The following is a 12,182-nucleotide window of genomic DNA, read 5'->3' on the forward strand; positions in this document are numbered from 1 at the left end:
CGCGCGCTCTCCAAGGCAGGTCTCCCTCGCTCAACTGACCGACTGTTCGGTAAATACTCCACCGCCCGGCCTGATCTCTGTCAAGAGACGGCCGATCCCCGCCGGCCGCCCTCCGACGCCCGCGACCTCACACCCGGCGCGCCCGACGCCCCCAACGCCCCCAACGCCCCCAACGCCCCCAACGGTCGGCGCCGCCCGACTCGCGCCGGGCATCCGTTCTTCCTCTCCCGAAGGGGGATCCCTCTCAAGGGCCCCAGCCATCACGGACCGTCCCTTCCCCTTCCCCCGAAGGGGTGTCCCTCCGAAGGACCTTGGCCACCACAGACCGTCACACGGATCGAAACGGTCGTGTGACGAACCCATCCGGTGGCCACTGCCACTAGGCGATATGTGTGATTCGCGTTTGTTTGTGCAGGTCCTGGGCAAGGTCAGTACGGCGCCGCTCGCCGTGCGTGAGTTCGCGGCATTGGACCGCTCCCAAGTCCTGGTGAAGACGCTGGGCGCGGAAGCGGGGCGAGGTCTGGATCATCAGGCCGGCCGCCCATGTCGTCGCGATCATCTCCCAGGCGGAGCCCGAGCGGGTGACCGCCAGCATGTGCCGTGTCCCGCGGCACATGAAGGATGATGGACTCTAGGAGGACCTGGGTGAGTGGCCGTAACTCGTTTATGATCGTCGCGAACCGGTTGCCGGTGGATCGAACGGTCGAGCCGGACGGGACGGCCTCATGGCGCAGGAGCCCGGGCGGGCTCGTCACCGCCATCGCTCCCGTCATGCAGCGCCGGCACGGCGCGTGGCTGGGCTGGCACGGCGCCGCCGACGAGCGCCTGGAGCCCTTCGACCAGGACGGAATGAACCTGGTCCCGGTGCCGCTCTCGGCTCGCGAGGTGGAGCTCTACTACGAGGGTTTCTCCAATGCCACGCTCTGGCCGCTCTATCACGACGTGGTGGCACCGCCGGTGTTCGAGCGCGACATGTGGGACGCCTACACCACCGTCAACCAGCGCTTCGCCGAGGCCGCGGCCGAGGTGGCGGAGGAGGGGGCGGTCGTCTGGGTGCAGGACTACCAGCTCCAGCTCGTCCCCGCCATGCTGCGCAAGCTCCGGCCGGACCTGCGCATCGGCTTCTTCCTGCACATCCCGTTCCCGCCGGTCGAGCTGTTCTGGCGGCTGCCGTGGCGCAGGGAGCTGGTCGAAGGACTGCTCGGGGCCGACCTGGTGGGCTTCCAGCTGCCCGGCGGCGCCGCCAACTTCCGGCGGCTGTGCCGCAGGCTGCTCGGCCTGCCGTACAAGGGGAACGAGATCTTCCTCGACGACCGGATCGTGACCACGCAGGCGTTCCCCATCTCGGTGGACTTCGCCGAGCTCGACACGATGGTGCGCCAAGAGCACATCATGACCCGCGCCAAGGAGATCAGGGCGGAGCTCGGCGATCCGGAGCACGTGCTGCTCGGGGTGGACCGGCTGGACTACACCAAGGGCATCGGGCTGCGGCTGGAGGCGTTCGGCGAGCTGCTCAAGGAAGGGCGGCTGAAGCCCAACGAGGCGGTGTTCGTGCAGATCGCCACGCCCAGCCGGGAACGGGTCGACGAATATCGCCGGCTGCGCGACGACATCGAGCTGCAGGTCGGCCGGATCAACGGCGAGCACGCGATGCTCGGCCTCCAGCCGATCCAGTACTTCCACCAGTCGTACGGCCGCGAGGAGCTGGCCGCGCTCTATCTGGCCAGCGACGTCATGGTGGTCACGCCGCTGCGTGACGGGATGAACCTGGTCGCCAAGGAGTACGTCTCGTGCCACCACGACCTGCGGGGTGCGCTCGTGCTCAGTGAGTTCGCGGGGGCGGCCGACGAGCTGCGGCAGTCGTACCTGGTCAATCCGTACGACGTTGAGGACGTCAAGCGCCAGATGATGACGGCGATGCGGGCCACGCCGCACGAGCTGGCCCGGCGGATGCGTACGATGCGCCGCCGGGTAGCCACCTACGACGTGGACCGCTGGGCAGGAGAGTTCCTCAATGCCCTTGAGACACCTGCTTTACCGTCTTCCACGCCTCATACCGCTTCTTGGCGGTCCGGTTGACCACGATCTGCGCCACGGACATCCCGACGCCCATCACCACGGCGTAGCCGATGGCCTCGCCCATGCTGACCTCGGGTGAGTCTGGGTCGATCGGCGGCTCCTTGCCGGTGGTCTTCACCCAGACGAGCCCGAGGATCTTGCGTGCCGCCCACGCGGTGGCCAATCCGACCAGTCCCCCGATGACCCGCCAGGCGAGGTCAGGCTTGTCGTCTGCCATCCGAACGTCTCCTTCCGCTATGTAACGAACCTTAGTCTGCAACGCTCCCTGGGCCGGTGAAGCCGTACCATAAGGAGGCATGAATCAGCAGCGACTACGCCATGCAGCCATGCCGGAGAAACCGACTCTCGACGGCTTGGAGAAGGTATGGGTAGAGCGCTGGGAAGATGACGGTATCTACCGGTTCGACAGGTCCAAGCCGTGGGAGCAGATCTACTCGATCGACACCCCGCCTCCGACAGTCTCCGGTTCCCTTCACGTGGGTCACGTCTTCTCCTACACGCACACCGACACCATCGCCCGTTTCCAGCGGATGCGCGGCCGCGAGGTCTTCTACCCCATGGGATGGGACGACAACGGCCTGCCCACCGAGCGGCGGGTGCAGAACCACTTCGGCGTCCGCTGTGACCCTTCGGTGCCCTATGACCCGGACTTCACACCTCCGGCCAAGCCCGATCCCAAGCGGCAGGTCTCCGTCTCACGCGGAAACTTCATCGAGCTGTGCGAGCGGCTGACCATCGAGGACGAGAAGGCGTTCGAGGAGCTGTGGCGGCGGCTGGGGCTGTCCGTCGACTGGTCGCTGACGTACGCGACCATCGACGGCGCCGCTCGCGCCGCCTCGCAGCGGGCCTTCCTGCGTACCCTGGCGCGCGGCGAGGCCTATCTGGCCGAGGCGCCGACGCTGTGGGACGTCTCCTTCCGCACCGCCGTCGCCCAGGCCGAGCTCGAGGACCGCGAGTGGCCGGGGGCCTTCCACCGGGTCTCCTTCTACGGCGAGAAGGGGCCGGTCTGGATCGAGACGACCCGGCCCGAGCTGCTGCCCGCCTGCGTCGCCCTGGTGGCGCACCCCGACGACGAGCGATACCAGCCGCTGTTCGGCACCTCGGTGCTGACGCCGCTGTTCGGCGCCGAGGTGCCGGTGCTGGCCCACCACCTGGCCGAGCCCGACAAGGGCTCCGGCATCGCGATGGTCTGTACGTTCGGCGACCTCACCGACGTCACCTGGTGGCGCGAGCTGGCGCTGGAGACCAGGCCCATCATCGGCAAGGACGGCCGCCTGCTGCCCGAGCCGCCCGAGGGCGTGGAGCAGGAGCCGTACAAAGAGCTGGCCGGCAAGACCGTCCACAGCGCGCGCGAGCGCGTCGTGGAGCTGCTGAGCGAGTCCGGCGACCTGGACGGCGACCCGCGCTCCACCAAGCGGATGGTGAAGTTCTACGAGAAGGGCGAGCGCCCGCTGGAGATCGTCACCACCCGGCAGTGGTACATCCGCAACGGCGGGCGCGACCCCCAGCTGCGCGAGCAGCTCCTGGCCAGGGGCGCCGAGCTGCGCTGGCATCCGCCGCACATGAAGGTCCGCTACGACAACTGGGTGCGGGGACTGGCCGGCGACTGGCTGATCTCCCGGCAGCGCTTCTTCGGCGTGCCGATCCCCGTGTGGTACCCGCTGGACGCGTCGGGCGAGCCCGACTACTCCCGCCCGCTGGTGCCCTCGGAGGACCTGCTGCCGATCGACCCCTCCTCGCAGGTGCCCGACGGCTACACCGAGGACCAGCGGGGTGTGCCGGGCGGCTTCATGGGCGATCCGGACATCATGGACACCTGGGCGACCTCGTCCCTCACGCCGGAGATCGCCGGCGGCTGGGAGCGGGACCCCGACCTGTTCGCCCGGGTCTTCCCGATGGACCTGCGGCCGCAGGCGCACGAGATCATCCGCACCTGGCTGTTCTCCACCGTGGTCAGGGCGCACCAGGAGTTCGGCACGCTGCCCTGGCGTGACGTGGTCATCGCGGGCTGGATCCTCGACCCCGACCGCAAGAAGATGTCCAAGTCCAAGGGCAACGTCACGACGCCGCTCGGGCTGCTGGAGGAGTACGGCTCCGACGCGGTCCGCTACTGGGCGGCCAGCGGGCGGCCCGGCACCGACACGGCGTTCGACACCGGGCAGATCAAGGTCGGCCGGCGACTGGCCATCAAGATCCTCAACGCGTCGAAGTTCGTGCTCGGCTTCCCGGAGTCCGAGGCGGCGGTCACCGAGCCGCTCGACCTGTCGATGCTCGCCCAGCTCTCAGGGGTGGTCGAGGAGGCCACCCAGGCGTTCGAGGGCTACGACTACACCCGGGCGATGGAGGCCGCCGAGCGCTTCTTCTGGGCCTTCTGCGACGACTATCTGGAGCTGGTCAAGGCCAGGGCCTACGAGAGCGGCCCGGCGGCCGCCTCGGCGCACGCGGCGCTGCGCCAGGCGCTCGACGTGCTGCTGCGGCTCTTCGCGCCGTTCCTGCCGTTCGTCACGGAGGAGGTCTGGGCCTGGTGGCGTCCGGGCTCCGTCCACCGCGCGGCCTGGCCGTCGGTCCCGGCGGGCGCGGGTGACCCGGCGGTGCTCACCGTGGCCTCCGACGTGCTCGGGCGCATCCGCAAGGCCAAGTCGGCCGCCAAGCTGTCGATGCGCGCCGAGGTCTCCCGTCTCACCGTGTCGGGCCCCGAGATCGCCCTGGTACGGCTGGCGCAGGACGACCTGTGCGGCGCGGGCAACGTCGAGGAGTTCGTGCTCGACGGCGGCCCCGAATTCGCCGTCGAGGTGACGCTGGAGCAGCAGTAACCGCTAGTTGTCAACCGCTAGTTGTCAACCGCTAGTTGTCAACCGCTAGTAGTCGCACACCCCCGAGGGGAAGATCGCCTCAAGGCGGGTCCGCTCCTCGGGGGACGGGCGCCACGAGCCGTACAGACCGCGCTCGACGGCCCTGGCCACCGGCTGCAGGCGGCACTTGTAGACGCCGCCCTCCAGCGGACCGCCCGCCACCACGCGGGAGGTGGAGTAGAGCGGGAAGCGCGCGGTGCAGGCGCCGGCGGCGCGGCGGTCCAGGATGCCGTCCCACACGTGCGGACCCGCGGCGATCTGCGCCCCGGCGCTGGTGAAGCAGCGGTCCACGGCCGCCGCGGGCTTGTTGCCCACCACCCCGCGCCACGGGCGCGAGCGGATGTTGGCCATCCACTGGTCCATCACCTGCAGCGCCTCGGGCGTCTGGTCGAAGGCCGGTCCGTCGGGGCGGGCGTCGGTGAACCAGATGACCTGGTTGCCGGCGTTGCCGTCGTAGTTCAGCATCCGCTGCCGCGAGACGAACGACTGGTGCGAATCGTGCATGTCGAGCTGGTCCTCGAGATAGTGGCGCCAGTCGATGATCGGGATGGCGATGTCGCCCCTGAACACCAGCCCGCTGCGCTCCACGTTCTTGATCGCGATCGGGTCTCCGGTGCGTCGCGGGGCCGGGTCGCCGGTCCGCATGTTGCGCGCGCTCCACGGGTCGAACTGGGCCGGGTCCTGGCAGAGGGAGGGGGTGAACGGGCAGCCCTCCCGCACCATGTCCTTCGACTCCTTCCAGGAGCCGGCGCGCGCGTTGACGTCGAGGAACTCCGCGGGCGTGATCACGCCCTTCACCAGCGCGCTCAGGCCGTACTGGACGCCGACGTTGTCCCAGGTGGAGCGGGCATGGCCGTCGGGGGCCACGCCGTAGATCTCGCGCAGGTCGTCCCAGTGCGTCCACTGGACGGTGTCCTTGACGCCGGGCGGGTCCATCTTGGCCCACTCCGGATCGTTGTTGGAGGTCCAGAGGGGGTTCATGGTCAGCGGGGTCAGCCCGCGCCAGCCCTTGACGCACTCGTCGGAGCCCGGCTTGCCGGTGTAGGGGTTGTCCACGGTGTCGCTCGCGTTCATCCCGATCAGCGCGGTCCGCGCGTCCCAGGAGGCCCAGCGCGGGTTGTGGTCCATGTAGCGTTCGAGCAGCTCACAGTCGCCGACGTGGATGGTCTGGGTGACCATGTCGGGATAGGAATACTGCGGGATCGCCGCGTCGATCACCTCGGTGCCGTAGTTCTGGCCGTAGACGTACTGCTGGAGGGCGCCGCCCGAGGCGCCCACGCCGACGGTGTAGAGCGGCACACCGTACTTCTCGATGAACCGCTCCTTCACCATCAGCGCGGTCTCGCCGCCGAGGATCAGGTTGTCGTGCGTGGAGGTGCGGGTGCCCGAGGAGTAGAGGATCGCGTAGCCCTTGCCCAGCCCGTACGCGTCGAGCGCGCTGCCGCCGAGCGTGCCCTGGTCGTGGCCGATCCCCACGCCGCCGTCGAAGCGGTAGATCGCCCGGCCGTTGTAGCCGTCCTCCAGCATCGCGATGGAGTAGAGGAAGCGGTTGATCACGCCGCGCTCGCGGCGCACCACGAAGTCCACGGTCCGGCCGTCGATGGTGGTGGTGGTCGACATGTCCGCGGGCCGTTCGGCGGGCATCGTCTTGAACGTGCCGTCCGTCGCGCGGTAGAGCCGCTCCGTCAGCACCGGCGCGAAGCAGTCCCTGCTCCATCCGCCCGTGGTGCGCATGCCCTGGCCGTCCTGGTTGTCCGCGACGGGCGGGCCGAGCCCGCCGCGCTCCGTCTTGCACAGGAAGGGGTACTGCTGCGGCCCCGAGAAGATCGGCCCCGAGATCGGGTGGTTGCGTAACTTCAGTGTCTCCTTGAACGGCCCCGCCAGCGCCTTGATCGTGTTGTCGCCGTCGATCAGGCCGGTCACCAGACCGCTGAAGGACTCGCCGCCGGGATCCGGCTTGAAGGACGTGGTGACGTCCTCGCCGTTGCGCAGCACCTTGAGCCGCATGCCCTGGCTCACTCGTACCCTGACCAACGCGTCCCCGCCACTCACCCGGTCGGCGCGGCTCGACAGCACGTCGAGCGCGGGTTCGCCGCGCGAGGCCAGGGCGGGCACCGGGGCCGCCACGAGACACGCGATCACCGCGGTGATCGCGCTCACCTTAACCAGCGCGACGGTCCTCATGTGCATGACGGTGACATGTGATCATGCCGTTGCCCAGACCCGATCTTTTATCCATGCGCACATATGTCCCTGACGTGCCAGTCTTGAGCACGTGCTGACCGACCGCCCCACCAAGCTCGTGCCACCCGTGCTGGCCAAGATGGCGGCATGGTGCCTGTGCCTGATCCTCGTCGGCGTGGTCGTCTACTTCTTCGTCCAGGGCATCGCGCGGCTCAGCTTCGTGGCCCTGCCGGTCGCCATCGCCCTGTTGCTGACCGCGCTGCTGTTCCCGCTCACCAGGAGCCTGCGCGAGGCGGGCATGCGCCCCATCTACGCCACCTGGATCACCATGCTGGTGGCCCTCGCGGTGCTCGCCGGCACCGGCTGGCTGGTCGGCGCGCGGGCCACCGAGGAGTTCCCCAACCTGGTCGAACAGGTTCAGTCCACCGCCCGCGACGTCCAGAACTGGCTGATCACCGGCCCGCTGCACCTCAAAGAGGCGCAGATCACCAGCTACGTCGACGAGATCGCGACGATGGTCAACGCCCAGCGCACGGCCATCACCAGTACGGTCCTGACCGCCGGCGCCGTCGCCTTCGAGGTGCTCGCCTCCCTCGTGCTGCTGCTGTTCGTCTCGTTCTTCCTGCTCAAGGACGGCGACCGGATCTGGTCGTGGTTCCTGCGGGGGTTCGGCTCGATGTCGCCGCGCGTCGACCGGGCGGGGCGGGCCGCCTGGACCACGCTTTCCCACTACGTGCAGGGCACCGTCGCGGTCGCCGCCGTGCACGGCGTGATCATGGGCATCGTGCTGGCCGGCATGGGGGTGCCCCTCTGGGCGCCGCTGGCGGTGCTGATCTTCTTCGCCAGCTTCATCCCGATCGTCGGCATCTTCTTCGCCGGTACGATCGCCACCCTGGTCACGCTGGGCGCCAAGGGGCCCCTCTACGCGTTGATCTTCGTCGGCATCCTGATCGTCGAGCAGCAGCTGGAGAACCACGTGCTCCAGCCGCTCATCGTCGGCCGGGCGCTCAACTTCCACCCGCTGGCCATCATCCTGGTGTTGTCCGTCGGGGGCATCCTGGCCGGTATCGCGGGGGCGGCGGTGGCCGTGCCCGTGGCGGCGGTGATCTACCGGGCGCTGCCCGAACTGGTGCACAAACCGCCCGCCCTGCCACCTGGACCCACCCCGGCACCCGCTCAGCCACCGGGATCCACCCCGGCACCCGCTCAGCCAGCGGGGTCCGCCTCGGCATCCGTCCCGCGCTCGGGCTCCCGAGCTTCGGGTTCGCCCGCCGAGGACGATAGTCCGCCTGACAGCGAGTAACCTCGTCACCCGTGACCACCTCGCCGCGGGACCTCGGAGATCGGCGGCCGTCTCCCCGTTCTCACGAGGGCTTCCGGCGGCACGACACTCCACCCGCCTGCCCGGTGCGCCGGGATCGCGGGCGGAAGGGCGTACCTTGAGGCTGAGGGGGCGCATCGCCGCCGAGCACCATGACCATGAGGTGAACCCTTGACCGACGTGCAGATCCTCATCCAGCGACTCGACGACGGGCTGCCGGTGCCGTCCTACGCCCATCCGGGCGACGCGGGCGCCGATCTCTACGCGGCCGCGGACGTCGAGCTGCTGCCCGGAGAGCGGGCCATGGTCGGGACGGGTGTCGCGATCGCGCTGCCCGACGGCTACGCCGCGTTCGTGCACCCTCGCTCGGGCCTGGCCGCCAGGCACGGCGTCACGCTGGTCAACGCGCCAGGCACGGTCGACGCCGGCTACCGCGGCGAGATCCGGGTGACGGTGATCAACACCGACGCCAAGGAGCCCTTCCGCCTGAGCCGCGGCGACCGGGTGGCCCAGCTGGTCATCAAGCGCGTCGAGCGGGCGGCCTTCACCGAGGTGGAGCAGCTGCCAGGCTCGGCCCGCGGCACCGGCGGTTTCGGATCAACAGGACGTTAACCAGGGAGAGTGAGCACAGTGTTCCGACGACGCCGTCGTGAGCAGCCGGATCAGGCGGCCGAGCAGCAGGCCTCCGCCGCCCCAACGCGCGAGTCCGGCCCGTGGGACGCCGACGAGCCGCACCCCGAGAGCGACAGGATCGACCTCGGCGGGCTGCTCCTGCCGCACAACCCGGACTTCGACCTGCGGCTGGCCTCGGTGGGAGACCAGAACGTCGGGGTCGTCGCGCTCTACGAGGAGAGTTCGCTCCAGCTCCAGGCGCTGGCCGCGCCCAAGAGCATGGGGCTCTGGGACGAGGTCAGGGCCAAGATCCGGACCGGCGCCAAGGACCTCGGCGAGCAGGAGGGCCCCTTCGGACCCGAGCTGATCGGCGAGATCGCCGGCGAGGGCAACACCACCCGCAAGGCCCGCTACATCGGCATTGACGGGCCGCGCTGGTTCGTGCTGGCGATGATCAGCGGCCGCGCCGCGCTCGACGAGAACGTGGCGAACGTCTTCCTCGACTTCATCAAGGACGTCGTGGTCGTGCGAGGCACCGAGCCGATGGCCCGGGAAGAGCCGATCACGCTGCGCCGCCCCAACGAGCAGGGCACCGAAGCGGCCGACAGCCAGGGGCTCAACCCGTTCAAACGAGGTCCCGAGATCAGCGAGATTCGCTGAGCGCCCACATCACGTAGGCTGAGTCATCATGAGTACGGCAGAACCCCCCAAACGCGGGGGATTGCGCGGGTTCTTCAGTCGGCTGGCCTCCACCCAGTCCGAAATCGAAGCCCAGGAACTACGGGAAGACGTCGACGAGGTCGGCGCGACCCCGATCGTCTCGTGTGGCGGCCGACGCCGCTTCTGCGTGGCCGGTACGCTACGTACCGTGACACTGCGACCAAGGGGCGGCGCGCCCGCCCTTGAGGCCGAGCTCTACGACGGGTCCGACGTCATCGACCTGGTGTGGCTCGGCCGCCGCAAGATCGCGGGCATCGAGCCCGGGCGCACCGTCAAGGCCGAAGGCCTGGTCAGTATGCAGGACGGGCGCAAGGTGATGTTCAATCCTCGATACGAGCTGCGCCCAGGGAGTTGATCAGGTGAGTGCTGAGGCGGAAGAGGTCGCCCACGACACCGTCGAATCGGCGGTGCGAGCCCAGCTCGCCAAGGCGTTCGGGGGAGTGCGCGGGATCATCGAGGCGGCGGTGCCGACCATCGCGTTCACGCTGTCATGGATCGTCACCGAGGAGCTGAAGACCTCGCTCATCGTCAGCATCTCGCTGGCGGTCGTGCTCCTGCTGGCCAGGCTCGCGCAGCGGTCCACACCGCAGTTCGTGATCAACAGCCTGATCGGCATCGCCATCGGCGCGTTCTTCGCCAGCCGCAGCGGCGACGCGAAGGACTATTTCCTGCCCGGCATCCTGTGGAACGCCGGCTACTCGGTGGCGATGCTGCTGTCGATCGTCACCCGGTGGCCCGTGGTCGGGTTCCTGATCGGCTCGGTCACCGGCGACCCCACGGCCTGGCACAAGGATCCGGGCATCGTGAAGCTCTGCGTCAAGCTCACCTGGCTGCTGATGCTGCCGTGCGTGATCAGGGTGGCCGTGCAGCTGCCCGTGTGGCTGGTGGGCGGCGGCGACGAGGCCGTGGCCGCCCTCGGTCTGGCGAAGATCGCGATGGGCTGGCCGCTCCAGGTGGCCGCGCTCGGCGCGATGCTGTGGTTGCTGGGCAAGGGGCGAACGCCGATCAAGCCGCCGGTCGCCCCCGCCTGAGCCCGTCAGTGCTGTGAGAGCAGGTGCGCGAGCTCCTGCTCCACCTCCTGGTTGGCGACGAAGAGGAGTTCGTCGCCCGCCTCGAGCGGGTCGTCGTTGGTCGGCACCAGCACCCGGCCCTCGCGCAGGATCGCGACCAGCGCCGAGTCGTTGGGCCACGGCACCGACCCGGCGCGCTGGCCCACCACTGGCGCGTCTTCGGCCAGGGTGAGCTCGACCAGGTTGGCCTGCCCCTGGCGGAAGGTCATCAGGCGCACCAGGTCGCCGACGCTCACCGCCTCCTCGACCAGCGCGCTCAGCAGACGCGGCGTCGAGACCGCCACGTCCACGCCCCACGACTCGTTGAACAGCCACTCGTTGTTGGGGTGGTTGATCCGGGCCACCACGCGCGGCACGCCGTACTCGGTCTTGGCCAGCAGCGACACCACGAGGTTGACCTTGTCGTCTCCGGAGGAGGCGACGACGACGTGGCAGTTGTTGAGCCCCGCCTCGTCGAGCGAGGCGATCTCGCAGGCGTCGGCCAGCAGCCACTCCGCCCGCGGCACGCTGTCGATCTTGATGGCCCTGGGGTCGATGTCGATCAGCAGGACCTCGTGGCCGTTCTCCAGCAGCTCGGCCGCGATGGACCGGCCCACGGCCCCCGCTCCGGCGATGGCGACGCGCATCAGTGGTCCTCTTCCGGTGCCGCCGCGAGCACCTTGTTGATCCGGTCCATGTCGCTCTCTGTGGCGATGACGTGCAGCACGTCGCCGTCCTGGATCACGGTGTCGTCGGCGATGACCAGGGCCTCGCCCATGCGGTTGAGGTAGGCGACGCGGACCCTGCCCCGCTCCTCCAGCTCGACGGCCCGGGTGCCGATCCAGCCGGTGTGCGCGGCGACCTCGGCCAGGACCACGGTGCCGGTGGGGTCGCGCCAGAGCGGCTCGGCGCCCTCGGGCAGGATGCGGCGCAGGATCTGGTCGGCGGTCCACCGTACGGTCGCCACCGTCGGAATGCCGAGGCGCTGGTAGACCTCGGCCCGCCGCGGGTCGTAGATGCGGGCCACCACATTGTCGACGCCGAACGTCTCGCGCGCCGCCCGCGCCGAGATTATGTTGGAGTTGTCACCGCTGGAGACCGCCACGTACGCGGAGGCGGACTCGATGCCCGCCTCGGTGAGCACGTCGCGGTCGAATCCGACACCGGTCACCCGGCGCCCCCGGAAACCGGCCCGCAGCCGGCGAAACGCCTGCGGATCCCGGTCGATGATCGCGACCGTATGGCCGTTGTCCTCGAGGATGTGGGCCAGAGTCGAACCGACCCGGCCACATCCCATGATCACTATATGCATACTCCCCCGCACTTCGCGGTCGGCCGGTTGCTCGACACCAGTATGGCCCGATG

General features: G+C 69.3%; 12 protein-coding genes. 7 read left to right on the forward strand and 5 right to left on the reverse strand.

All coding sequences use genetic code 11. From position 1 onward, the window contains the following. Positions 1-379 precede the first annotated feature (379 nt). Entirely contained in the window at positions 380-595 is a 216-nt protein-coding gene (locus AB0H88_RS07585; protein WP_357642460.1) for a hypothetical protein, read from the reverse strand. A gap of 50 nt (positions 596-645) precedes the next feature. On the opposite strand from AB0H88_RS07585, the gene AB0H88_RS07590 reads away from it, so the two are divergent. Beyond that, positions 646-2,079: a trehalose-6-phosphate synthase gene (locus tag AB0H88_RS07590; RefSeq protein WP_357642463.1), complete on the forward strand. Its 1,434-nt coding sequence runs from the start codon at positions 646-648 to the stop codon at positions 2,077-2,079. Here AB0H88_RS07590 and AB0H88_RS07595 read toward each other — a convergent pair. Further along, positions 2,012-2,296, reverse strand: coding sequence for a DUF4235 domain-containing protein (locus AB0H88_RS07595; RefSeq protein WP_357642466.1), 285 nt, complete (start codon positions 2,294-2,296; stop codon positions 2,012-2,014). The two genes, AB0H88_RS07590 and AB0H88_RS07595, sit on opposite strands and share 68 nt — an antisense overlap. A 79-nt stretch (positions 2,297-2,375) precedes the next feature. Here AB0H88_RS07595 and valS point away from each other — a divergent pair, with 79 nt between their 5' ends. Next, positions 2,376-4,892 (forward strand): valine--tRNA ligase, encoded by a 2,517-nt coding sequence (gene valS, locus AB0H88_RS07600; protein ID WP_357642467.1) that lies wholly within the window; start codon positions 2,376-2,378, stop codon positions 4,890-4,892. A gap of 45 nt (positions 4,893-4,937) precedes the next feature. Here the strand turns inward: valS and AB0H88_RS07605 are convergent, their stop codons facing one another. Then, a complete protein-coding gene (locus AB0H88_RS07605; RefSeq protein ID WP_357642469.1) occupies positions 4,938-7,115 on the reverse strand; it encodes a DUF6351 family protein in 2,178 nt (725 codons plus the stop codon). 91 nt (positions 7,116-7,206) lie between these two features. Here AB0H88_RS07605 and AB0H88_RS07610 point away from each other — a divergent pair, with 91 nt between their 5' ends. The 5 genes from AB0H88_RS07610 to AB0H88_RS07630 all read left to right on the forward strand — a co-directional run bounded on the left by AB0H88_RS07610 (position 7,207) and on the right by AB0H88_RS07630 (position 10,799). After that, positions 7,207-8,418: an AI-2E family transporter gene (locus tag AB0H88_RS07610; protein WP_357642471.1), complete on the forward strand. Its 1,212-nt coding sequence runs from the start codon at positions 7,207-7,209 to the stop codon at positions 8,416-8,418. A 189-nt stretch (positions 8,419-8,607) separates the two neighbouring features. After that, on the forward strand, positions 8,608-9,048 hold the full coding sequence (gene dut / locus AB0H88_RS07615) for a dUTP diphosphatase (protein WP_357642472.1): 441 nt from the start codon (positions 8,608-8,610) through the stop codon (positions 9,046-9,048). 9 nt (positions 9,049-9,057) lie between these two features. After that, positions 9,058-9,708 carry a DUF3710 domain-containing protein gene (locus tag AB0H88_RS07620; RefSeq protein ID WP_357642473.1) on the forward strand — a complete coding sequence of 217 codons (651 nt, stop codon included), beginning with the start codon at positions 9,058-9,060 and terminating at the stop codon, positions 9,706-9,708. A 28-nt stretch (positions 9,709-9,736) separates the two neighbouring features. Then, positions 9,737-10,123 carry an OB-fold nucleic acid binding domain-containing protein gene (locus AB0H88_RS07625; protein ID WP_214635894.1) on the forward strand — a complete coding sequence of 129 codons (387 nt, stop codon included), beginning with the start codon at positions 9,737-9,739 and terminating at the stop codon, positions 10,121-10,123. Between the two features lie 4 nt (positions 10,124-10,127). After that, positions 10,128-10,799, forward strand: coding sequence for a DUF3159 domain-containing protein (locus AB0H88_RS07630; protein ID WP_357642474.1), 672 nt, complete (start codon positions 10,128-10,130; stop codon positions 10,797-10,799). 5 nt (positions 10,800-10,804) lie between these two features. On the opposite strand, the gene AB0H88_RS07635 is transcribed toward AB0H88_RS07630, so the two are convergent. Both AB0H88_RS07635 and AB0H88_RS07640 read right to left on the reverse strand, forming a co-directional pair. After that, entirely contained in the window at positions 10,805-11,464 is a 660-nt protein-coding gene (locus AB0H88_RS07635; RefSeq protein ID WP_357642476.1) for a TrkA family potassium uptake protein, read from the reverse strand. Further along, on the reverse strand, positions 11,464-12,129 hold the full coding sequence (locus tag AB0H88_RS07640; RefSeq protein WP_357642478.1) for a TrkA family potassium uptake protein: 666 nt from the start codon (positions 12,127-12,129) through the stop codon (positions 11,464-11,466). Before AB0H88_RS07640 ends, AB0H88_RS07635 begins: the two co-directional genes overlap by 1 nt. Positions 12,130-12,182: the final 53 nt, after the last annotated feature.

It is taken from the genome of Nonomuraea sp. NPDC050680 (assembly GCF_040654555.1).
Classification (GTDB): Bacteria; Actinomycetota; Actinomycetes; order Streptosporangiales; family Streptosporangiaceae; genus Nonomuraea.